The sequence below is a fragment of the Dysosmobacter sp. genome (assembly GCF_034093755.1).
Classification (GTDB): Bacteria; Bacillota; Clostridia; order Oscillospirales; family Oscillospiraceae; genus Oscillibacter.
Genome location: NZ_JAXEBZ010000026.1, coordinates 21,821 through 41,891, shown reverse-complemented (window position 1 = coordinate 41,891; position 20,071 = coordinate 21,821). Strand labels below are relative to the sequence as shown.

Annotated in this window: 25 protein-coding genes; 8 read left to right on the top strand and 17 right to left on the bottom strand. The window is 64.1% G+C overall.

Annotation, left to right across the window (positions count from 1 at the left end):
* Positions 1–636 (top strand): hypothetical protein (locus tag SOX55_RS03450; protein WP_325286039.1); only part of this gene is annotated, 636 nt, incomplete at its 5' end.
* 68 nt (positions 637–704) lie between these two features.
* On the opposite strand, the gene SOX55_RS03445 is transcribed toward SOX55_RS03450, so the two are convergent.
* Together SOX55_RS03445 and glpK are read right to left on the bottom strand one after the other, a co-directional pair.
* Complete coding sequence (locus tag SOX55_RS03445) at positions 705–1,082, bottom strand: zinc ribbon domain-containing protein (protein WP_325286038.1); 378 nt, start codon at positions 1,080–1,082, stop codon at positions 705–707.
* Between the two features lie 123 nt (positions 1,083–1,205).
* Positions 1,206–2,717, bottom strand: coding sequence for a glycerol kinase GlpK (gene glpK, locus SOX55_RS03440; RefSeq protein ID WP_325286037.1), 1,512 nt, complete (start codon positions 2,715–2,717; stop codon positions 1,206–1,208).
* Positions 2,718–2,807: 90 nt separating this feature from the next.
* Between glpK and SOX55_RS03435 the strand changes: the two genes are divergently transcribed.
* Complete coding sequence (locus SOX55_RS03435) at positions 2,808–3,752, top strand: alpha/beta hydrolase (protein ID WP_325286036.1); 945 nt, start codon at positions 2,808–2,810, stop codon at positions 3,750–3,752.
* Positions 3,749–4,474 carry a hypothetical protein gene (locus SOX55_RS03430; RefSeq protein ID WP_325286035.1) on the top strand — a complete coding sequence of 242 codons (726 nt, stop codon included), beginning with the start codon at positions 3,749–3,751 and terminating at the stop codon, positions 4,472–4,474. Before SOX55_RS03435 ends, SOX55_RS03430 begins: the two co-directional genes overlap by 4 nt.
* A gap of 34 nt (positions 4,475–4,508) precedes the next feature.
* Here SOX55_RS03430 and SOX55_RS03425 read toward each other — a convergent pair whose 3' ends face one another.
* A complete protein-coding gene (locus SOX55_RS03425; RefSeq protein WP_325286034.1) occupies positions 4,509–5,030 on the bottom strand; it encodes a putative ABC transporter permease in 522 nt (173 codons plus the stop codon).
* A gap of 106 nt (positions 5,031–5,136) precedes the next feature.
* On the opposite strand from SOX55_RS03425, the gene SOX55_RS03420 reads away from it, so the two are divergent.
* The 3 genes from SOX55_RS03420 to SOX55_RS03410 all read left to right on the top strand — a co-directional run bounded on the left by SOX55_RS03420 (position 5,137) and on the right by SOX55_RS03410 (position 6,760).
* On the top strand, positions 5,137–5,706 hold the full coding sequence (locus SOX55_RS03420; protein ID WP_325286033.1) for a uracil-DNA glycosylase: 570 nt from the start codon (positions 5,137–5,139) through the stop codon (positions 5,704–5,706).
* A 132-nt stretch (positions 5,707–5,838) separates the two neighbouring features.
* Positions 5,839–6,387, top strand: coding sequence for a biotin transporter BioY (locus SOX55_RS03415; RefSeq protein ID WP_325286032.1), 549 nt, complete (start codon positions 5,839–5,841; stop codon positions 6,385–6,387).
* Complete coding sequence (locus SOX55_RS03410) at positions 6,377–6,760, top strand: DUF1284 domain-containing protein (RefSeq protein WP_325286031.1); 384 nt, start codon at positions 6,377–6,379, stop codon at positions 6,758–6,760. Before SOX55_RS03415 ends, SOX55_RS03410 begins: the two co-directional genes overlap by 11 nt.
* A 31-nt stretch (positions 6,761–6,791) precedes the next feature.
* On the opposite strand, the gene SOX55_RS03405 is transcribed toward SOX55_RS03410, so the two are convergent.
* From SOX55_RS03405 to epsC, 6 genes are all read right to left on the bottom strand, one after another.
* Positions 6,792–6,926 (bottom strand): hypothetical protein, encoded by a 135-nt coding sequence (locus SOX55_RS03405; protein ID WP_325286030.1) that lies wholly within the window; start codon positions 6,924–6,926, stop codon positions 6,792–6,794.
* 25 nt (positions 6,927–6,951) lie between these two features.
* A complete protein-coding gene (locus SOX55_RS03400) occupies positions 6,952–7,437 on the bottom strand; it encodes a GNAT family N-acetyltransferase (protein WP_325286029.1) in 486 nt (161 codons plus the stop codon).
* 3 nt (positions 7,438–7,440) lie between these two features.
* Complete coding sequence (locus tag SOX55_RS03395) at positions 7,441–8,001, bottom strand: helix-turn-helix domain-containing protein (RefSeq protein WP_325286028.1); 561 nt, start codon at positions 7,999–8,001, stop codon at positions 7,441–7,443.
* A 136-nt stretch (positions 8,002–8,137) separates the two neighbouring features.
* On the bottom strand, positions 8,138–9,580 hold the full coding sequence (gene cysS, locus SOX55_RS03390) for a cysteine--tRNA ligase (RefSeq protein WP_325286027.1): 1,443 nt from the start codon (positions 9,578–9,580) through the stop codon (positions 8,138–8,140).
* A 12-nt stretch (positions 9,581–9,592) separates the two neighbouring features.
* Positions 9,593–9,979 (bottom strand): SMU1112c/YaeR family gloxylase I-like metalloprotein, encoded by a 387-nt coding sequence (gloA2, locus tag SOX55_RS03385; protein ID WP_325286026.1) that lies wholly within the window; start codon positions 9,977–9,979, stop codon positions 9,593–9,595.
* Between the two features lie 33 nt (positions 9,980–10,012).
* Positions 10,013–10,654 (bottom strand): serine O-acetyltransferase EpsC, encoded by a 642-nt coding sequence (gene epsC / locus SOX55_RS03380; protein WP_325286040.1) that lies wholly within the window; start codon positions 10,652–10,654, stop codon positions 10,013–10,015.
* A gap of 447 nt (positions 10,655–11,101) precedes the next feature.
* Here epsC and SOX55_RS03375 point away from each other — a divergent pair, with 447 nt between their 5' ends.
* Both SOX55_RS03375 and SOX55_RS03370 read left to right on the top strand, forming a co-directional pair.
* On the top strand, positions 11,102–11,464 hold the full coding sequence (locus SOX55_RS03375) for a VOC family protein (protein ID WP_325286025.1): 363 nt from the start codon (positions 11,102–11,104) through the stop codon (positions 11,462–11,464).
* Between the two features lie 237 nt (positions 11,465–11,701).
* A complete protein-coding gene (locus SOX55_RS03370; RefSeq protein ID WP_325286024.1) occupies positions 11,702–12,310 on the top strand; it encodes a LysE/ArgO family amino acid transporter in 609 nt (202 codons plus the stop codon).
* Positions 12,311–12,361: 51 nt separating this feature from the next.
* Here the strand turns inward: SOX55_RS03370 and pgsA are convergent, their stop codons facing one another.
* The 8 genes from pgsA to SOX55_RS03330 all read right to left on the bottom strand — a co-directional run bounded on the left by pgsA (position 12,362) and on the right by SOX55_RS03330 (position 20,069).
* Positions 12,362–12,883 carry a CDP-diacylglycerol--glycerol-3-phosphate 3-phosphatidyltransferase gene (pgsA, locus tag SOX55_RS03365; RefSeq protein WP_325286023.1) on the bottom strand — a complete coding sequence of 174 codons (522 nt, stop codon included), beginning with the start codon at positions 12,881–12,883 and terminating at the stop codon, positions 12,362–12,364.
* A 21-nt stretch (positions 12,884–12,904) separates the two neighbouring features.
* A complete protein-coding gene (gene rimO, locus SOX55_RS03360; RefSeq protein WP_325286022.1) occupies positions 12,905–14,233 on the bottom strand; it encodes a 30S ribosomal protein S12 methylthiotransferase RimO in 1,329 nt (442 codons plus the stop codon).
* Positions 14,234–14,251: 18 nt separating this feature from the next.
* Positions 14,252–14,776 (bottom strand): hypothetical protein, encoded by a 525-nt coding sequence (locus SOX55_RS03355; RefSeq protein WP_325286021.1) that lies wholly within the window; start codon positions 14,774–14,776, stop codon positions 14,252–14,254.
* A gap of 6 nt (positions 14,777–14,782) precedes the next feature.
* Complete coding sequence (locus SOX55_RS03350; RefSeq protein ID WP_325286020.1) at positions 14,783–15,400, bottom strand: regulatory protein RecX; 618 nt, start codon at positions 15,398–15,400, stop codon at positions 14,783–14,785.
* Complete coding sequence (recA, locus tag SOX55_RS03345; RefSeq protein WP_325286019.1) at positions 15,390–16,496, bottom strand: recombinase RecA; 1,107 nt, start codon at positions 16,494–16,496, stop codon at positions 15,390–15,392. Before recA ends, SOX55_RS03350 begins: the two co-directional genes overlap by 11 nt.
* A 107-nt stretch (positions 16,497–16,603) precedes the next feature.
* Positions 16,604–17,470: a peptide chain release factor N(5)-glutamine methyltransferase gene (gene prmC / locus SOX55_RS03340; protein WP_325286018.1), complete on the bottom strand. Its 867-nt coding sequence runs from the start codon at positions 17,468–17,470 to the stop codon at positions 16,604–16,606.
* A gap of 113 nt (positions 17,471–17,583) precedes the next feature.
* Positions 17,584–18,555 (bottom strand): DUF1385 domain-containing protein, encoded by a 972-nt coding sequence (locus tag SOX55_RS03335; RefSeq protein ID WP_325286017.1) that lies wholly within the window; start codon positions 18,553–18,555, stop codon positions 17,584–17,586.
* Between the two features lie 62 nt (positions 18,556–18,617).
* On the bottom strand, positions 18,618–20,069 hold the full coding sequence (locus SOX55_RS03330) for a sensor histidine kinase (RefSeq protein ID WP_325286016.1): 1,452 nt from the start codon (positions 20,067–20,069) through the stop codon (positions 18,618–18,620).
* Positions 20,070–20,071: the final 2 nt, after the last annotated feature.

The following is a 20,071-nucleotide window of genomic DNA, read 5'->3' as shown; positions in this document are numbered from 1 at the left end:
ATTTTGCTGTTTATCTTCGCCGCGGAAATTTTGGGCGAGATCCGGGCCTTTTACACCACCTTTGCCTACTGGGACACCATGCTGCACACCATCAACGGCTTCCTGTGCGCCGCCATCGGCTTCTCCCTGGTGGACATGTGCAACCGCAACAAGCGAGTCTCTCTGTCCCTCTCTCCGGTGTACATGGCCATCGTGGCCTTCTGCTTCTCCATGACCATCGGCGTGCTGTGGGAGTTCTTCGAGTTCAGCATGGACATGCTGCTCCACGTGGACATGCAGAAGGACACCATCATCCACTCCATCAACTCCGTGCTGCTGGACCCCACCAACTCCAACAAAACCGTCTCCATCAAGGGCATCACGGACACGGTGGTCAACGGCCAGAGCCTGGGCATCGGCGGGTATCTGGACATCGGCCTCATCGACACCATGAAGGACCTGTTCGTGAACTTCATCGGTGCGCTGGTGTTCTCCGTGGTGGGTTTCTTCTACGCCCGGGGCCAGGGCCAGCAGAAGAGCGCCGCCATGAACTTCGTGCCCAGCCGCAAGGGCGCCGAGCAGGACTATCTGACCCGCGCCCGGGAGAAGCTGGAGGCCCTGAAGGACCGTCTGGACGGGGACGATGACCCGTCATAACCCCAATCGCGTGCAAAAGAACGCCGCCGTCCGGCCGGACGGCGGCGTTTTCAGTTCCTTCGGCAGACTCACTCGCCCATGGGCGCGCCGCACTGGGGGCAGAACTTGCTGTCCGACTGGGCGCCGCAGATGGGGCAGGTCTTCAGGGCGGACTTGGGCTCCTCGGCGGCAGGCTCGTCCTTGCCGGGCTTGCTGGCCTCCAGCTCCGCGATCTTCTCCTTGGAAGCGGCCACCGCCTCCACCAGATCCTTCACCGCCTCGGGGATCTCGCCGCTGTACTCATTCACGAACCACTCGCCAATGGCACGGAAGTTTTTCTCCATCTCCCGCTGCTCACCGGCAATGGCCACGTTGATCTTGGCCAGTTCCGCCGCGTCCTTCGCCTTTTCCCCGGCGACGGAGGCAGTCTCTTTCACCTTTTTGCTCAGTTCGTCAAAAAATGCCATATGCTCGTACTCCTTTCAGCTTCGGGTCCCCGGTTCTCCCCCGGATTCTGGGAACAGTATACCGCAGAACTTTGAAAAGCGCAACCGGTTTGCCCATCGTTTACGCTTTATTCAAAAAAAGTTTCAGGTCTCCCGCTCCGCCCAGGCGGTGGACCGCTCCACCGCCCGTTTCCACCGGCGGTAGTCGGCGGCGCAGGCTTCCCCGTCCCGCAGCGGCGCGAACACGTGCTGGCTGCGGCGCAGGCGCTCCAACTCCTCCGTGCCGCTCCAGACTCCCGCCGCCAGGCCCGCCAGGGCCGCCGCGCCGAAGGCGGTGGTCTCCACCATGGCGGGCCGGTCCACCGGCAGGCGCAGCAGGTCCGCCTGGGTCTGCATCATGATGTCGCTGACGGAGGCGCCGCCGTCCACCCGCAACGTGGTGACGGGGCAGGGGGCGTCGGCCTGCATGGCCAGCACCAGGTCCGTCACCTCAAAGGCGATGGCGTCCAGGGTGGCCCGGGCGATGTGGGCCCGGGTGGTGCCCCGGGTCAGGCCCACAATGGTGCCCCGGGCGTACATGTCCCAGTAGGGGGCGCCCAGACCGGTGAAGGCAGGCACCAGATACACGCCGCCGGAGTCCGGCACGCTCTCCGCCAGCCGGTCACACTCCGGGGCGCTGGAAATCAGCTTCAGCTCATCCCGCAGCCACTGGATGGCGCTGCCGGCGTTGAACACGCTGCCCTCCAGGGCATAGGTCAGCTCCCCGTTCAGGCACCAGCCCACGGAGGTCACCAGCCCGTTTCTGGACCGCACCGGCGCGGCGCCCACGTTCATCAGCGTGAAGCAGCCGGTGCCGTAGGTGTTCTTCGCCTGGCCGGGGCGGAAGCAGGCCTGGCCGAACAGCGCCGCCGCCTGGTCCCCGGCGCTGCCGCAGATGGGGATGCCCGCCAGGGCCTCCAGGCCGGGGATGCCGGGGGCCACGGCGCCGTAGACCTCGCTGTTGGGCCGGGGCTGGGGCAGCAGGCTCATGGGCACCCCCACCGCCCGGCACAGCTCCTCGTCCCACTGGAGGGTGTGGATGTTGAACAGCATGGTGCGGGAGGCGTTGGAGTAGTCCGTCACGTGGACCTTGCCGCCGGTGAGGTTCCAGATGAGCCAGCTGTCCACCGTGCCGGCCCGCAGCTCGCCCCGCTCCGCCCGTTCCCGGACGCCGGGGACGTTGTCCAGCATCCAGCGGATCTTGGTGCCGGAGAAGTAGGCGTCAATCAGCAATCCCGTTTTGTCCGTCACCGTCTCCCCCAGGCCCTCCGCCTTCAGCCGGTCGCACTCCGGCGCCGTGCGGCGGCACTGCCAGACGATGGCGTTGTGCACCGGCTCCCCCGTCCGGGCGTCCCACAGGATGGTGGTCTCCCGCTGGTTGGTGATGCCGATGGCGGCAATGCGCCGGGGGTCGATGTGGGCGGCGTCCACCGCCTCCGCCAGTGCCCGCTTCTCCGTGGCCCAGATTTCCATGGGGTCGTGCTCCACCCAGCCGGGCTGGGGATAGATCTGCCGGAAGGGGTACTGGGCCCGGGCCACGATTTCGCCGGCCCGGTTGAAGAGGATGGCGCGGGAGCTGGTGGTGCCCTGGTCCAGGGCCATCACATAGGTTTCCATAGGACTCCTCCTGTCTGCATGTGGGTTTTGCGTTTTTCGGCAATCCGTGTTATACTTCTTTTATGATAACACACGGAGGAGGGATTTTCCATGCAAAAAACCGAATCCACCCGTCTTTCCCGGGACGGCCGCTCCCCCATCCACACGGTGGAGTGGCGGCCGGAGGGGGATGTCCGGGCCGTGGTGCAGATTTCCCACGGCGTGGCGGAGTACGTCAACCGGTACGAGCCCTTCGCGGCGTACCTGACAGGCCACGGCTTCGCCGTGGTGGGCAATGACCATCTGGGCCACGGGGAGTCGGTGGCTCCCGGCGCCCCCCGGCTGTACTTCGGTCCCAAAGGCAGCTGGAACACGGTGGTGGATGACCTGTACGAGACCCGCTGCCGCATCGGCCGGGACTACCCCGGTGTGCCCTGCTTCCTGCTGGGCCACTCCATGGGGTCCTTCCTGGCCCGCACCTACCTGATCCGCTATCCCGGCACCGTGGACGGTGCCATCGTCATGGGCACCGGCCAGCAGGGTCCCCTCCTGCTTCTGGGCGGACGGCTGGTGGCGGCCCTGGAGGCCCTCCGCATCGGCGCCGACCGCATCAGTCCCCTGGTGCAGAAGCTGGCCTTCGGCGCCTACAACCGCCCCTTCGCCCCCAACCGCACCGGCAGCGACTGGCTGTCGGTGGACGAGGACAACGTGGACCGGTACATCAGCGATCCCCTGTGCGGCGGCAGCGCCTCTGTGGGGCTGTTCCGGGAGATGCTGTGGGGCATCGGCTTCATCACCCGGCCGTCGAACCTGCGGAAAATGGACCCGGCCACCCCCATCCACTTCGTCTCCGGCGCCATGGACCCGGTGGGGGACATGGGAAAGGGCGTCCGGAAGGCCTTTGAATCCTTCCGCGCAGCCGGAATGCGGCAGGTCACCATGCACCTCTACCCGGAGGCCCGCCATGAGATTCTCAATGACTGCTGGCGGGAGACAGTGTACGACGACCTGCGGCTGTGGCTGGAGGAACAGCTGAAAGGAGCCGCCGTCTCATGAACCGTTCCCGGACCCGAGAATACTATCTGTTCTGCTTCCTCCTCCGCGCCGCCATCTTTTTCCTGCTGGTGTGGTACGCCCTGGCGGCGCCGGAGGCCTTTCTTGCAGACCTGTCCCATCCCCGGGGGCTGACGCCCCTGACCCTGGCCTGGCTGGGGCTGATGGCGTCCATGGCGCTGCGGCTGTTTCCCTCCCGGCGGGAGAGTCTGGGGTGCCAGAAAAAATACGCCGCCCGTTTCCGCCCCACCGGCGCCCTCCCCCCGCCGGAGGAAATCCGGGCGGCAAACCGGGGCACGGGGAAGTCCGCCCTGCTGTGGATTGCCGTCAACCTGCCCTTTTTCCTGCTGTATGCCAGGGGCTGGGTGGGCCGCCGGTTTCTGGTGTGTCTGGCGGGACTTTACGGCGTGTGTGACATCTTCTGCATCCTGTTTTACTGCCCCTTCCAGTCCTGGCTGATGCACAACCGCTGCTGCACCACCTGCCGCATTTTCGACTGGGACTACCTGATGCTGTGCACGCCCCTGCTGGCCGTCCCCGGCCCCCTGAGCGTCAGCGCCTGCCTGCTCTCGGCGGCGATTTTCCTGCGGTGGGAGGTCACCTGCCGCCGTCATCCGGAGCGGTTTCTGGAGTGCGGCAATGACGCCCTCCGGTGCCGGAACTGTCAGGAGCAGCTGTGCCGGTACAAGCGGAGCCTGTCCGCCCTCCTCCGGCGGAAATCATGACGGAAAAACGCCGAAGCACAGCTTCGGCGTTTTTTCACCCCCGCAGAGACAGGGCCTCCGGGTCCCCCGTCACCTGCAGCACCCGGCCGGAGGCCACCGCATCGGCGGTGAACAGCAGCAGCATGGCGTAGGTCCACCCCGGCGGAACGGACGAGAGCAGCGGCGCCAGCGCCGCCTGGACGCTTGGAACCGCCGCCGCCAGCAGCAGCCCCCATACGGCGGAAAACGGGACGCACACCCGCCCCACCAGGTTTCCCGGCAGCCCGGAATAGTCCCAGAACCGGACGCGGAGCAGCCGGTCATACAGCAGGTGGACGGCGTACTCCACCGCCGTGGCCGTCAGGCCGCCCCAGAAAAACCGGCCTCCGAAGGTGGCCGTCAGCTCCGGCGGCAGCGCCAGCACCGCCGTCACCGCCAGGCCGTACACCGGGCACAGGGGCAGCAGCAGAAACCCCTTCCGGGTCTGCTGGCGGGCATGGGTGGCGGCGGCGAACCCCTTTTCCAGCAGATACCCCAGAAAACTGTATGTCCAGAACTCCCACAGCGCCAGTGCCATCGCCATCCCCCTTTTCCCACAGTGTCTCCGGCCGGGACGGGAATATGCCGGTTGTGCCGGTAGGGAAAATATGCTACAATGGCAAAAACGCAAAGGAGGGACCATCATGGCTGCCTGGGAGGACTTGAAACGGGATTGCCTCAACTGCCGGGGCTGTGCCCTGTGGGAGACCCGCACCAACGTGGTGTTCGGCGACGGCGCCCGGGACGCGGAAATCCTGCTGATCGGCGAGGGGCCGGGCCAGCGGGAGGACGAGCAGGGCGTGCCCTTTGTAGGCCCCGCGGGACAGCTGCTGGACGACATGCTGGCCATGATCGGCCTGGACCGCACCAAGGTGTACATCACCAACACCGTCAAGTGCCGCCCGCCCCAGAACCGGGACCCGCTGAACGTAGAACAGGAGGCCTGTCTGGGCTGGCTGCGCAGCCAGACGGCGCTGCTGCGGCCCAAAATCATCGTCTGCCTGGGGCGCATCGCCGCCAAGGAGATCATCCGGGAGGACTTCCGCATTACCGCCGAGCACGGCCAGTGGTTCCAGCGAAACGGCGTCCACATGACCGCCATCTACCACCCCTCCGCCCTGCTGCGGGACGTGTCCAAGCGGCCGGAGACCTTCGAGGACCTGAAATCCATCCAGGCCCACGTCCGGGCCATCTGCCAGCGAACGAAAATCTGAAGCCACAGGCGGGACAAGAGTCCCGCCTGTGGCTTTGTCAATTCTGTCAACCCAATTTAGATAACAGAGTTGACAGTCAGCGAATCCCGTGGTAGAATGACTCCAGTTTTTCCGCCTGAAAGGAGTCTTGTTATGTCTGCATCCGCTTCCGCCCAGCGCACCCGCGATCTGGTCTACTGTGCCGTGTCCGCCGCCATCATCGCCGTCTGCGCTTGGATCACCATTCCCGCCACCGTCCCCTTCACCATGCAGATCTTCGGCATTTTCATGGTGCTGGGCCTGCTGGGAGGCCGGCGGGGCACCACCGCCATCCTGGTTTACCTGCTGCTGGGAGCCATCGGCCTGCCGGTGTTCGCCGGATTCTCCGGCGGCCTGGGGGCCCTGCTGGGCACCACCGGCGGCTACCTGCTGAGCTATCTGCTGGTGGGCCTGCTGTACTGGTTCCTCACCGCCCGCCTCGGCACCAGCACCCCTGTGGTGGCGGTCACCATGGTGCTGGGTCTGGCGCTGTGCTACGCCTTCGGCACCGCCTGGTTCATGATCGTCTACGCCCGCACCTCCGGCGCCGTGGGTCTGGTCACCGCCCTGGGCTGGTGCGTGTTCCCCTTCATCATTCCCGATCTGGTGAAAATCGCCATGGCCATCGCCCTGAGCCGGGTGCTGAGACGCCATGTCAGGTGAGTGCGCCCTGCGGCCTCACCACGGGCTGTGCCTGGGGTTCTTCGAGGGAAAGGGGTACAGCGGCGAGTTCAGCCGCAACATGGCGGCGGTGCTCTCGGAGCTGACGCCGGACACCCCCATCCGCCTGACGGAGGGCCATGACACGCTGTGCGCCTGCTGCCCCAACCGGTTCGCCCCCTGCCCCGACGCCGGGGACTATGACCGCCGGGTGCTGGAGCTGTGCGGTCTGGAGCCGGGCCAGACCCTCACCTGGGGCGATTTCCGGGAGGCCGTTGTCAGCCGCATTCTGGCGCCCGGCAAGCTGTCCGCCGTGTGCGGAGACTGCCGCTGGGCGGAGCTCTGCCGGGAAAAGGACCGGAATGCCACATATTAAAATAAACGGAAGGGACTTGCGTCCCTTCCGTTTATTTCTTCTTTTCCGCCTTTTCCTTCAGGCGGGCCTCCACCCGCTTCAGCGCCTGGTAGCAGACGCAGACGGTGGCCAGCAGGAGTCCCACTCCCCCGGCGTAATTCTGCTTTTTTCCGTGATGATCCGCCATGGCACACGCCTCCTTCCCGCTGACCTCAGAACGTCAGCCGCATATCGTACCACACCGCGCCGCCGTGGACGGAGGCGGAGACGCCCTCGCTGGCGTAGCCCAGGGAGGCGTAGTAGTGGACCAGCCGGTCCTTGCAGGTGAGAATGCAGCCCTTCCGGCCCTGGGCCCGGGCGTCATCGGCGGCCCGGTTCAGCAGACGGGCGGCCCGGCCCTGCCGCCGGTACTCCGGCAGGGTGTTGACGCCGAAAATGGCCTGCCACGCCCCCTTCTCGTTGTGGAGGGAGACGTCGGCGAACATCTCGTCCCGGATGGTGGGCTCGTCGGTGACCATGCCGTTGACAAAGGCCACAATGCGGCCGTCCTCCTCCATCACCCAGAAGTGGTTGGGGTACACCGCCAGACGGGCGGCGAACTCCTCCCGGGTAGCGGCCTCCGCCGCCGGGAAACAGGCCGCCTCAATGGCGGTCAGGGCCTCCGCGTCCGCCGGAACGGCATTTCGGATCAGTTCCATGGGTTATCCTTCCTTTCGATACTGCCACAGCAGCATGGCCCGCACCGTGGCGTTGCCCTGGTTCCGCAGGGACCAGGGCTGGTCCGCCGCAAAGCGCATGGCGTCCCGCTCCTGCAGGGTATAGGTCTCCCCGTCCACCGTCAGAAAGCCGGTGCCGGAAATCATGGTGACGGTGCAGAGGCTGCCGGTGACAGCGCTGTCCGGGGTGTAGGTGCCGCTGATGTACACGTCCAGAAAGCAGGTCTCGCTGCGGGTCCCCTCCTCGTAGGGCATAGAGCGGCGCAGCACCACCTTGCCGCCGTCCAGCCGCTGGGGCTTGTTGTCCAGCTCCCGAGAGAGCAGGGTGGGTTCAAAGGCGTCGCAGCGGAGGAACTCCTCCGCCGGGACCTTCAGCGCCGCCGCCAGCTTTCCCAGAATCGCCACGGAGGGGTTGGCCTCCCCCCGCTCAATCTGTCCCAGCATGCTCCGGGACACGCCGGCGGCTTCCGCCGTCCGCTCCAGGCTCAGCTTCTGCTGCTTGCGGATGCGCTTGATGTTGGCGGCCACCGCCCGGTTCAGTTCCATATTCACAGCCGTCCTTTCCGGCAAAAGGCCATTATATTGTGCGATTTCTCCTATATCTTAGGCGCTTTGTCGGATTTTGTCAAGGGCGGAAAAACCGGCAGAGGGTGAAAGCCCCCTCTGCCGGTTTTGCTGTTTCTCAGACGCGCTTCCACACGGCGCCGCCGGGGACGTCGGTGACCTCGATGCCCTGGGCCTTCAGTTCCTCCCGGATGCGGTCCGCCTCGGCGAAGTTCTTCGCCTTCTTGGCCTCGCCCCGGGCCAGCACCAGTGTGTCAATGGCCGGGTCACCCTCGCCGGTGACGGTGTAGCCGCCCACGGCGGTAGCCGCCTTCTGTTCCTTCTCCCGGAGGGCGTCCGCCTTCTCCAGCAGGGACAGGCCCAGCACCTCGTCGAAGCTGGCCAGGATGGCCCGCTTGGTGACGTCGTTGGTTTTGGCCTTCAGCACGTCGTACAGGGCGGTGATGCCCATGGAGGTGTTCAGGTCGTTGCCCAGCTGCTGGATGAACTTCTCCTTGAAGGTCCCGGCCACTTCCTCATCCACCGTGCCGGCGGTGTCGGTGAGGGCGGCGATCTTCTTCAGCAGCTTGTTGTAGGCGCCCTGGGCGTTGTCCAGGTTCTCCCAGCTGAACACCAGCGCCTTGCGGTAGTGGCTCTGGAGGCAGAAGAACCGGTAGGCCAGGGGATCGTAGCCCTTCTCCTCCAGCAGGGACACCGTCAGGAACTCGCCCTTGGACTTGGACATCTTGCCGGTGGCGGTGTTCAGGTGGTGGACATGGAACCACTGGGGGCACCAGGGATGGCCCAGATAGGACTCGGACTGGGCGATTTCGTTGGTGTGGTGGGGGAAGGCGTTGTCCACGCCGCCGCAGTGGAGGTCCAGATACTCGCCGTTGTACTTCATGGAGATGCCGGAGCACTCAATATGCCAGCCGGGATAGCCCACGCCCCAGGGGGAGTCCCACTTCAGGGCTTGGTCCTCGAACTTGGACTTGGTGAACCACAGCACGAAGTCATTGCGGTTGCGCTTGTTGGTGTCCTCTTCCACGCCCTCCCGGACGCCCACCGCCAGGTCCTCCTCGTTGTGGTCATTGAACACATAGTAGTGGTCCAGTCTGGAGGTGTCGAAATACACGTTGCCGCCGGCGAAGTAGGCGTAGCCCTTGTCCATGAGGCCGGAGACGATCTTGATATACTCGTCGATGCAGTTGGTGGCAGGCTCCACCACGTCAGGGCGCTTGATGTTCAGCTTCCGGCAGTCCTCAAAAAAGGCGTCGGTGTAGAATTTGGCGATGTCCATGACGGACTTGTGCTCCCGCTTGGCGCCCTTGAGCATCTTGTCCTCGCCCTCGTCGGCGTCGGAGGTGAGATGGCCCACGTCGGTGATGTTCATGACCCGGTTCACGTCATAGCCGGCGTAGCGCAGATACTTCTCCAGCACGTCCTCCATGATATAGGACCGCAGGTTGCCGATGTGGGCGAAGTGATACACCGTGGGGCCGCAGGTGTACATCTCCACGTGGCCGGGGGTATGGGTTTTGAACTCCTCTTTCTTATGGGTGGCAGAATTGTAAAGATACATGATGCTTCTCCTTCATCCTTGATTTTCGTACAGCTCCAGGGGCAGCCCGTCTGGGTCTTTGAAAAAGGTGAACCGGCAGCCGGTAACCGGGTCCGTCCGGATGGGCTCGCAGGGAATGCCCTTGCCCTCCAGCTCCCGGACGGCGGCGTCCAGGTCCGTCACCCGGAAGGCCAGGTGCCGCAGGCCCAGAGCCTCCGGGTAGTTGGGCCGGGGCGGCGCGGTGGGGATCACAAACAGCTCGATCCGGCTGTTTCCCGCCTGCAGGTCGATTTTCCAGTCGCCCCGCTCCGGGCGGAAGCGCTCCGAAAGCACCGGCAGCCCCAGCTTTTCCACGTAGAATGTCCTGGCCGCCTGATAGTCCGAGGCGATGATGGCGGTGTGGTGAATGCTCAGTTCCATGGTGTGTTCCTTTCGCCGCGGAAGGTCCGCGGATCACTGCTGTTCCTTTTCCCGCAGCCGGCGCTCCAGCTCCTCCACCCGGGCGGTGAGGGCGTTCAGCTTCTCCAGCGTGGGGTTCTTGATGTGGATCTGGTCCACATCGTCGGCGTAATACACGGGGCGGCCGTCCACCCGGACGATCTGGGCGGGAACGCCCACGGCGGTGCTGTTGGGGGGAACCTCCTCCAGCACCACCGCGCCGGCGGCGATGCGGGCGTTCTCTCCCACGGTGAAGGGGCCCAGCACCTTGGCGCCGCTGCCCACCAGCACGTTGTTGCCCAGCGTGGGGTGGCGCTTGCCCTGGTCCTTGCCGGTGCCGCCCAGAGTCACCCCCTGATACAGCAGGCAGTCATCTCCCACCTCGGCGGTCTCGCCGATGACGATGCCCATGCCGTGGTCAATCACCAGCCGGTGGCCGATGGCGGCGCCGGGGTGAATCTCGATGCCGGTCCAGAACCGGCTCCACTGGGACACCGCCCGAGCCAGGAACCGCAGCTTGTGACAGTGGAGCCAGTGGGCGATGCGGTGGTAGATCACCGCGTGGACGCCGGGATACAGCAGGAAGATTTCCAGCTTGCTTCTTGCCGCGGGGTCGCGGCGCTGGTAGGCGGCCAGAAGGCCGCCCAGTCGGGTCATGCGCATGGTTACAAACACTCCCTTGTGTGTGTGGTCGGGAGGATGAAAAAACGCCTCCCGTACCAAGGTACGAGAGGCGACGAATCGCGGTTCCACTCTCTTTTATCGCTCAAGGAGGCCATTGACGCTGGCCGGACGGAGGGCTTCCACATCCCCCGCGCTCCCGGACGCACTTCGCAGCTCCCTCCGTGGACACGCTTGCAGCCGGTGACGCGTCCTCTCTGCCCTTCAGGCGGTCTGTTACTCTTTCCGTTCATTGCGCTATTCGATTTCGGATAGTATCGTAGCAGGATTTTTGCCCGTTGTCAAGCGGAGAAGCGCCGGAGGCAATGAACTTGAAATGTTGGCGGCGCAAACCGCGGCAGTTTGCCAATCCTTGATCCGGGCAGAGAAATATAGTAATATGGAAGTCAGTCAACAAATCGGAATTTGTGGAGGAGAACACATATGAAATACAAAGGAACGCTTATTGTTGTGAAAGATTGCAACCGTGCGCTGAAGTTCTACAGTGATATGTTTGGGTTTCAACTGCTTCAGGACAACGATGGAAATATGGAATTGACAGATAACCTGTATTTACAGGAATCAGGTTACTGGGAACAATTCACGAAAAGAAGCATCATTCCAAACAGTAATCAGTCCGAATTATATTTTGAAGAGCCTGACATAGAACAATTTGCAGAACGTCTTGAGACGCTTTACCCGGAAACCGAATACGTCAATCACCTGATGACACACAGCTGGGGACAAAAGGTGGTCAGATTCTATGACCCTGACGGAAATCTGATTGAAGTCGGAACACCTGTATAATTCAGCTCGACAATTTCCGCTTTATCGGACAGCGGAACGGGATTGGCCGGCCTGGAAACGAATCCCGTTCTGTCATTCTGATGAACGATTTCCCGAAAACCAGAATCAGCGCAGGAAGCCAGCGCCGGTTTCCTCCCGCCGGACGCCGTTTTTTCTTGCCTTGGGGCGGACGGTGCGGTATACTGTAACAGAAACAACGCGGCCGGTACCGCGCGGAACCGGATGGGAGGGAGAGCCGTGGCATATTATCTTCAGGGGCTGACCATGGGGCTGGCCTACGTGGCCCCCGTAGGGCTGCAGAACCTGTTTGTCATCCACTCGGCCCTGTCCTCCTCCCGCAGACGCGCCCTGCTGACCTCCCTCATCGTCATCTTTTTCGACGTGACGCTGGCGCTGGCCTGCTTTTTCGGCGTCGGCGCGGTGATGGTGCGGTATCCGTGGCTGCAGAAGGTGATTCTGCTGGCGGGAAGCCTCATTGTCCTGTTCATCGGCGTGACGCTGCTCCGTTCGCAGCCGGAGGACATCCGCGCCCCGGCAGCGGAAATCTCCCTCTGGAAAACCATCTCCACCGCCTGTGTGGTCACCTGGTGCAATCCCCAGGCCATTCTGGACGGCACCATGATGCTGGGTGCCTTCCACGCGTCGCTGCCGCCGGCCCAGTCCACCGCCTTCATCTCCGGCGTGGCCACCGCCTCCTGCCTCTGGTTCCCCTCCCTCACCTGGATGATCTCCGTATTCCGGGAGCAGTTCAACGCCCGGGTGCTGCGGGCCATCAACCGGGTCTGCGGCGCCGTGATCCTGTTCTACGGCGGGAAGCTGCTGTGGAGCTTCCTCACCCGGCTGTAAGTCCGACATATATGCAAAAGCGCCGTCCCGGCCGGGCCGGCGCTTTTCAGTTCAGGCGGTGGCGATGACGTCCTTGTTCATCAGGAAATACTCCACGCCGGAGTAGAGGGTGGTGAGGACGATGACCCACACGCACAGGGTGTTCAGCAGCGGCGGAATGTTCAGGAACATCAGCACAATGCACACCATGGTGGAGGCGGTTTTCACCTTGCCGGACCATCCGGCGGCAATGACCTTGCCCTTGTCGGCGGCCAGCATCCGCAGCCCGCTGACGGCGAACTCCCGGCACACCACGATCAGCAGCGCCCAGGCGGCCATCTGGCCGTTCTCCACAAACCACAGCATGGCGGCGGTGGTGAGCATCTTGTCCGCCAGGGGGTCGGCGAACTTGCCGAAGTCCGTCACCAGGTGATACTTCCGGGCGATCTTGCCGTCCAGCATGTCGGTGAAGCTGGCAATGATGAAGATGGCCAGCGCCGCGTAATTGGCGCCGGGAAAGCCCCAATACAGTACCACCATAAACACAGGGATCAATAAAATGCGCAAAAGAGTTAATTTATTGGGCAAATTCATGGGATACCATCCTTTCCTGCCTTACTCCTCCACCTGCTTGCCGGTGAGCTCGCCGTCCATGACGCCGGTGAGCCGGACGGTGACAAAGGTACCCGGCTCCACGGCGCCGTCGGCGGTGAAGTAAATGCGGCCGTCGATGTCCGGGGACTCGGCATAGCTGCGGCCCACCAGCATCTGGGCCTGCTGGTCGAAGCCCTCGCACAGCACTTCCCGGGTCTGGCCCAGGATGCTGTCGTTATAGGCGTCAATGATGTCGGACTGCACGTCCACCAGCAGCTCCGCCCGGCGCTGGGCCTCCTCGGTGCTGACGTGGTCCATCAGCGCGGCCCGGGTGCCATCCTCCGGAGAGAAGGGGAACACGCCGGCCCGCTCAATGCGCACCTGCCGCAGGAAATCGCACAGCTCCTCGAAGGCCGCCTCGTCCTCGTAGGGCAGGCCGGTGATGAGGCTGGTGCGCAGCACCAGACCGGGGATGCGCTCCCGCAGCTTCCCCAGCAGCTCCAGCAGCGAAGCCTTGGTGTCCCGCCGGTTCATGGCCTCCAGAATCCGGTCGTTGCAGTGCTGGATGGGGATGTCCAGATAGGGCAGGATTTTCTCCTCCCCGGCGATGACGTCGATCAGCTCGTCGGTGATCTGGTCAGGATAGAGGTAGTGGAGGCGGATCCAGCGGAAATTCAGCCGGCACAGCTCCCGCAGCAGCGCCGGAAGCTGGTGCTCCCCGTTGAGGTCCGTGCCGTAGCGGGTGATGTCCTGGGCGATGACCAGCAGCTCCTGCACCCCGGCGTCAGACAGCTCCCGGGCCTCCGCCAGCAGCTCGTCCATAGGGCGGCTGCGGTACTTGCCCCGCAGGGAGGGAATGACGCAGTAGGCGCAGTGGTTGTCGCAGCCCTCGGCAATCCGCAGATAGGCGTACCAGGGCGGGGTGGACAGGATCCGCTCACCGCTCTGGTTGGCGGTGTGGATGTTGCCCAGATGGCAGGGCCGCAGGCCCCTGGCCATCACCTCGTCAATGGCCTGGGCGATGGCACCGTAGCTGCCGGTGCCCAGAATGCCGTCCACCTCCGGCAGCTCACCCAGCACGTCCTCCTTGTAGCGCTGGGCCATGCAGCCGGTGACCAGCAGCTTTTTCAGCCGGCCGGCCTTTTTCAGCTCCGCCATCTCCAGGATGTTGTCAATGGCCTCCTCGCAGGCGCTGGCCAGGAAGCCGCAGGTGTTCACCACCGCCACGTCGGCCCCGTCCGGGTCCATGACGATGGTGTGGCCGGCGGCCTGCACCGTGGCCATCATCTGCTCGCAGTTCACCTGGTTTTTGGCGCAGCCCAGGGAGATGAATGATACTTTGTAGCTCAAAATCCGATCCTCCGTCAGTTAGGATAATTCTTCAATTCTGACAATGGCGTTGATTCTGCCATCCTCATAGGGCCAGTCCGGCACATAGGTGACCCGCAGCTGCTGGCCGTCGCCGGTGATGGCGCTGACTTTCGGCGAGAAGACGCCGCCCCGCACGGCATAGCCGGGATAGTCATTCCAGTTATCGCATGTAAATTCCACGCCGTTTACCGTAAAGCGCTCATACCAGATACCGTTTCCGCCCCGCCGGCAGTCATAGCCGCTCACCGCACCCTCCGCGGTTCTGACAGCGCCGCTCTCACAGGCGCTCCGCAGAGAAAGATACTCCGTCACCGGGCTGATCCAGATCCCCCGGAATGCCAGAAGACCCAGCAGAGCCAGCAAACCCGGCCCCAGCAGTTTCCGCCTCTTTTCCTGGCGGCGCCGCACCTCTCCGATTGTTGTCCAAAGGCCCCACAGGCAGAACACCAGAAACGCCAGGGCAATGGACATCCAAACCGGCGCCAGCGACGGGCGGGAAAAATGCAGCTCATAGAGCACCATGTCTCCTCACTCCTCGTACAGCTCCGCCCCCAGGCGGTTCAGGCCCGCCTTCACATCGGGCCACGCGAAGCCCCGGCGCAGCAGGGCGTCGGACAGCCGCTTTTTCTCCCGCTGGTCCAGCTCCCCCCGGAGCTTGCTCCGGAGAAACGCGTCAATGGCCTCCGCCGGGTCCGGCAGCTCCCGCAGAGCGTCCTCCCACAGCTCCCTGGGCACGCCCTTTTCCCGCAGCTTCTCCCGGGCGCGGGCGGGACCGTAACCCAGCTGGCCGCAGTGGCGCACCAGCAGCGCGGCGTATTCCGCGTCATTGAGGGCGCCGATGGCCTCCAGCCACTCCCCGGCGTACCGGGCGTCGCTGTCCGACGCTTCCTTTTCCCGCAGCTTCCGCTCCAGCTCCGCCCGGGACATGGCCCGGCGGCCGATGAGGTCCGCCGCCGTGGTTTTCACGTCGGACACGCCGGCGGCGGCCTTCAGCCGCTCCAGCGTCTCCCCCGTCAGGTCGTCTCCCGGCCGCAGGCCGAAGTCCAGCAGCTCCTGCTCCGTGATTTTCAGCAGGGCGCCGTCCTCCAGAAACACCAGTACCCGGCCCCGTTTCCGCCGGGAGGGCTGGATGCGGTCAATTCTCATCGTTGAAATCGTCGGCGCTCACGTCCACCGCCCGACCGGCGGCCCTGGCAGCCACCTTGGACTGGCTGCTCATCAGCTTGTCGAAATTCTTCCGGATCTCACCGTCCAGGCGCTCCGCCTCCTCGGGATGGTCCTTCAGATACTGCTTGGCGGCATCCCGGCCCTGGCCGATGCGGACCTCGCCCATGGAGAACCAGGAGCCGGACTTCTGCACCAGGTTCAGCTTCACGCCCAGGTCCACCAGCTCGCCCACGTGGGAGATGCCCTCGCCGTACATGATGTCAAACTCCGCCTCCCGGAAGGGGGGCGCCACCTTGTTCTTCACCACCTTGGCCTTGGTGCGGTTGCCGATGATCTCGGAGCCGTTTTTCAGAGCCTCCACCCGCCGCACGTCAATGCGGACGGAGGAGTAGAACTTCAGGGCGCGGCCGCCGGTGGTGACCTCCGGGTTGCCGTACATGACGCCCACCTTTTCCCGCAGCTGGTTGATGAAGATGACGATGGTGTTGGTCTTGCCCACGGCGCCGGTGAGCTTCCGCAGGGCCTGGCTCATCAGCCGGGCCTGGAGGCCCACATAGCTGTCGCCCATCTCGCCCTCAATCTCCGCCCGGGGCACCAGGGCCGCCACGGAGTCCACCACGATGACGTCGATGGCGCCGGAGCGCACCAGCGCCTCCGTGATTTCCAGCGCCTGCTCGCCGGTGTCCGGCTGGGAGATCAGCATCTCCTCCACCTTCACGCCCAGAGCCCGGGCGTAGGTGGGGTCCAGGGCGTGCTCCGCGTCCACGAAGGCCACTTCGCCGCCCCGCTTCTGGGCCTCCGCCACCACGTGGAGGGCCAGGGTGGTCTTACCGGAGGACTCCGGCCCGTAGATCTCCACAATGCGGCCCTTGGGCAGGCCGCCGATGCCCAGCGCCAGGTCCAGGTTCAAAGAACCGGTGGGGATGAAATCCACGTTCAGGTTCGTCTGGTCGCCGAAGCGCATGATGGAGCCCTTGCCGTACATTTTCTCAATCTGGGCCATGGCGGTATCGATGGCCTTCTTCTTGTCCTCCGCCGGAGCGGCCGTGGGCAGCGGTGCCTTTTCTTTTGCCATAGTTCTCTTCCTCCTTGTATGTCCTCCCGGCCTCCGCCGGGTGCTGTTGCTCTATATAGAAAGATATCACTTCACACTGCGCAGATTTCTGCGCAGTACGGGTTCCGTCATACCTCCGTGCAGAGGGTGCCGTAGACCACCCGGGGGATGCCGTTCAGGTCCTTCACCACCTGGATGTCGCCGAAGCCCACCGCCCGCATCACCCGCAGCACGGTGTCCGCCTGGCCGATGCCCACCTCGAAGTACACCCGTCCGCCGGGCACCAGGGCGTCCCGCCACAGCTGGGTGATGGCGCAGTAGAACTGCAGACCGTCCTCGCCGCCGTCCAGGGCCATGTGGGGCTCGTAATCCCGGACGGAGGCGTCCAGGCCGGAAATGTCCCCGGTGGGGATGTAGGGCGGGTTGGAGACGATGCAATGAAACTCCCCCAGGTTGGCGGGGGGCTTCTCCATGGCGTCCACCTGCATGGGCACCACCCGGCCGGTCAGGCCGCTGCGGCGGATGTTCTGGCGGCAGACCTTCAGCGCCCCGTCGGACAGCTCACCCAGCACCACCCGGGCCTTGGGCACGTTGGCCGCCACCGCCAGGCCGACGCAGCCGCTGCCGGCGCACAGGTCCAGCACCCGGCACTCTCCCAGAGTATTGCAGTAGGCGATGGCCTCCGCGGCCAGCACCTCCGTGTCCGGCCGGGGGATCAGCACGTCCCGGGAGATGTCCAGCGGCAGTCCGTAGAACTCCCACTCGCCGATGAGGTAGGCCACCGGCTCGCCGTCCAGATGGCGCTGCACCAGCGCCCACGTCCGCTGCTCCAGCTCCGGCGAGGCGTACAGCCCGCCGTCCCGGTAAAACTCCTCCCGGCTCTTGCCGGTGGCGAAGCAAACCAACTCCCGGGCCTCCAGCGTGGGGTCTCCCACGTCGGCGCCCCGCAGCTTCCGGCGGACATCCAAATACAAATTGTTATATGTCGTAGCCATAACGTCGTCGCAAAGTCCGCCGGACTCCGTTTCCGCTGCCCGCGAAAACTCCGTCCGCTCCCTTGCTCCTCCTCTTCCTCCGTGACCGCTGCGCTGGGTCACGTCGGATTATTTTACCACGCGTCTTTGCCCTGCTGGCTGGGCAGCACCAGCTCCAGGGACCGGATGGCCACCTCAATCATGGAGTCGTCCGGCTCAAAGGTGGTGAAATTCTGCATCCACAGTCCGGGGGCGGTCAGCACCGCCGCCAGGCCCCCCTCCTGGGAGTGGCGGCCCACCCAGCGGTTGAACTCATAGGTGACGCCCACCACCAGCGGCAGCAGCAGCAGATGCACCGCCGTCCGCAGCCACACGTTGGTGACGGGCCAGATGCCGAACACCACGCCGGAGGCCAGGATGGACACGAAAATCACCACAAACAGAAAGCTGGTGCCGCAGCGGGGATGGTGCCGGGGCTGCACCCGCACGTTCTCCACCGTCAGGGGCAGGCCCGCCTCGTAGCAGAAAATGGTCTTGTGCTCCGCGCCGTGGTACTGGAACACCCGGCGCATATCCTTCATCCGGGAGCAGGCCCACAGGTACAGCAGGAAGATGGCGATCTTCATCAATCCTTCCAGCACATTCCGCCCCCACAGGGGGAAGCCGGGGAAAAAGTACAGCAGTCCGCCGGTGAGGAAGGTGGGCAGCACCATAAAGAGAAACAGGGACAGGCCCACGCCCATCACCACCGCCAGACCCAGGATCAGGCTCTCCAGCTTCTTGCTGGAAAGATGGGCCTCCAGCCACTGCTCCAGCCGGGACGGCTCCCCTTCGTCTTCCTCCGGATAGAAGTCCGCCGAGTACATCAGCGCCCGGACGCCGTTGACCATGGCGCCCAGGAAGTTCACAAGGCCCCGGATCAGCGGCCAGCCCAGAATGGGGTAGCGGTCCTTGATGAATTTCAGCTCCTCCACCTTTTCCACCAGCCGGCCGTCCTGGTCCCGGACCACCACCGCCTGCTTTTCCGGACCCCGCATCATGATTCCCTCAATGAGGGCCTGTCCGCCGATGCTGGTGCGGAAGCAGGCTTTCTGATTTTCTGCCATAGTATCCCTTTCCCGTATTGTACCGTATTTCCCTTAAAAATGCAACATTTGTTCGATTTTTCTCACTCGTTTTTCATGGGCAGCCGGATGGTGACGATGCACCCGCCGCCCTCGGCATTGCCGATGTCGAAGGTTCCGTTGTGGAGGTGGACGATCTCGTCGCACACCGCCAGGCCGATGCCGCTGCCCCGGGCCTTGGAGGAGCCCTTGTAGAACTTCTGCTTCACGTAGGGCAGCTCCGCCTCCGGAATGCCGGGGCCGTAGTCCCGGACCCGGATCACCGCCATGTCGCCCTCCCGCTGGATGGAGGCGGCGATGCGCTTGCCGGCGCCGCCGTGCTTGGCGGCGTTGTCCAGCACGTTGCAGAACACCTGCTTCAGCCGCTCCGGGTCGCCGGGAATCGGGTCCATCAGCTCGTCGGAGGGCTCGTATTCCAGCTTGATGTCCTCCTGGCGGAACAGCTTCTGATAGGTGAAAATGGCATCCTCAAACTCCGCCTGCAGATCCACTTCCTCCATCCGGAGGGTGAAGCGGCCGTCCTCCATTTTGGAGAATTCCAGCAGCTCCTCCACCATGGTGGTCAGGCGGCGGGCCTCCTTCAGAATGATGCGGATGCCCCGGCGCATCTCCTCCGGATTCTCCGCGGTGTCCTCCAGAATGGTCTCGCCCCAGCCGTTGATGGCCGTCAGGGGGGTCCGCAGCTCATGGGACACGGAGGAGATGAACTCCGTTTTCATTTTCTCGTTCTGTCCGATGGTGAGGGACATGGTGTTGATGTTGTCCACCAGCTCCCCCAGTTCCCCGGTGTACTTGTTCTCCACCTGCACGCCGTAGCTGCCGGCGGAGATGCGCTTTACCGCGTCGGACACCACCGCCACCGGCTCCACCACGTTGTTGATGAACAGCAGGTTGGAGATGATGACCATGGCCATGCACAGCACCGCCACCAGCAGGATGATGGCCACGGAGAAGAGAATCTGGGCGTTGACCTTGCTGAGAGAGGTGACGTACCGCATGGCGCCCACAATGCGCCCGTTGAAAAACAGGGGCGACGTCACCGACAGGATCTCCTCCCCCGTCTGGGGGTCCACTCCCCGGAAGGACTCCATGGCGCCCTGGGTCAGGGCCGTGGAGATGTCATCGGTTCCCGGGGAGGAGCCGGCCGTCAGATTGGAGGAGGACACCTGCACCCGGCCGCTGGCGCTGATGAACTGCAGCTCGATGTAATCCTTGTCCTCGAAATTGTCCGCGTAGCTGACGGCCTTCTGGTAGTACTCCGTGTAGCTGTTCATGAAGTAGCTGTTGAAGGAGTCGGAGGCCGCCTGGGCCCGGTTTTCCAGTCCGGTGCGCATGCCCTGATAGTAATAGGAGGCAATGCCCACGGAGGCCACCGCCACAATGAAAATCACCAGCAGGAACACCGGCATCACCGTGTTGATGATCCACCGCTCCCGCAGGCCCCGGATGTGGCGGCTGCGCTTTCTTCTGTTTTCCCCCTGGATGGGAGCGCTCACCG

What these genes read in the sequence shown, in the direction of transcription:
- SOX55_RS03425 (WP_325286034.1), bottom strand. Translation starts at nt 5,030, where the DNA reads ATGGCACTGGCGCTGTGGGAGTTCTGGACATACAGTTTTCTGGGGTAT.
- SOX55_RS03335 (WP_325286017.1), bottom strand. Translation starts at nt 18,555, where the DNA reads ATGGCAGAAAATCAGAAAGCCTGCTTCCGCACCAGCATCGGCGGACAG.
- SOX55_RS03445 (WP_325286038.1), bottom strand. Translation starts at nt 1,082, where the DNA reads ATGGCATTTTTTGACGAACTGAGCAAAAAGGTGAAAGAGACTGCCTCC.
- SOX55_RS03355 (WP_325286021.1), bottom strand. Translation starts at nt 14,776, where the DNA reads ATGGTGCTCTATGAGCTGCATTTTTCCCGCCCGTCGCTGGCGCCGGTT.
- SOX55_RS03430 (WP_325286035.1), top strand. Translation starts at nt 3,749, where the DNA reads ATGAACCGTTCCCGGACCCGAGAATACTATCTGTTCTGCTTCCTCCTC.
- cysS (WP_325286027.1), bottom strand. Translation starts at nt 9,580, where the DNA reads ATGTATCTTTACAATTCTGCCACCCATAAGAAAGAGGAGTTCAAAACC.
- SOX55_RS03405 (WP_325286030.1), bottom strand. Translation starts at nt 6,926, where the DNA reads ATGGCGGATCATCACGGAAAAAAGCAGAATTACGCCGGGGGAGTGGGA.
- SOX55_RS03395 (WP_325286028.1), bottom strand. Translation starts at nt 8,001, where the DNA reads ATGGAACTGAACCGGGCGGTGGCCGCCAACATCAAGCGCATCCGCAAG.
- SOX55_RS03375 (WP_325286025.1), top strand. Translation starts at nt 11,102, where the DNA reads ATGAAATACAAAGGAACGCTTATTGTTGTGAAAGATTGCAACCGTGCG.
- epsC (WP_325286040.1), bottom strand. Translation starts at nt 10,654, where the DNA reads ATGACCCGACTGGGCGGCCTTCTGGCCGCCTACCAGCGCCGCGACCCC.
- recA (WP_325286019.1), bottom strand. Translation starts at nt 16,496, where the DNA reads ATGGCAAAAGAAAAGGCACCGCTGCCCACGGCCGCTCCGGCGGAGGAC.
- SOX55_RS03415 (WP_325286032.1), top strand. Translation starts at nt 5,839, where the DNA reads ATGTCTGCATCCGCTTCCGCCCAGCGCACCCGCGATCTGGTCTACTGT.
- SOX55_RS03400 (WP_325286029.1), bottom strand. Translation starts at nt 7,437, where the DNA reads ATGGAACTGATCCGAAATGCCGTTCCGGCGGACGCGGAGGCCCTGACC.
- pgsA (WP_325286023.1), bottom strand. Translation starts at nt 12,883, where the DNA reads ATGAATTTGCCCAATAAATTAACTCTTTTGCGCATTTTATTGATCCCT.
- SOX55_RS03410 (WP_325286031.1), top strand. Translation starts at nt 6,377, where the DNA reads ATGTCAGGTGAGTGCGCCCTGCGGCCTCACCACGGGCTGTGCCTGGGG.
- SOX55_RS03350 (WP_325286020.1), bottom strand. Translation starts at nt 15,400, where the DNA reads ATGAGAATTGACCGCATCCAGCCCTCCCGGCGGAAACGGGGCCGGGTA.
- gloA2 (WP_325286026.1), bottom strand. Translation starts at nt 9,979, where the DNA reads ATGGAACTGAGCATTCACCACACCGCCATCATCGCCTCGGACTATCAG.
- prmC (WP_325286018.1), bottom strand. Translation starts at nt 17,470, where the DNA reads ATGGCTACGACATATAACAATTTGTATTTGGATGTCCGCCGGAAGCTG.
- SOX55_RS03420 (WP_325286033.1), top strand. Translation starts at nt 5,137, where the DNA reads ATGGCTGCCTGGGAGGACTTGAAACGGGATTGCCTCAACTGCCGGGGC.
- glpK (WP_325286037.1), bottom strand. Translation starts at nt 2,717, where the DNA reads ATGGAAACCTATGTGATGGCCCTGGACCAGGGCACCACCAGCTCCCGC.
- SOX55_RS03435 (WP_325286036.1), top strand. Translation starts at nt 2,808, where the DNA reads ATGCAAAAAACCGAATCCACCCGTCTTTCCCGGGACGGCCGCTCCCCC.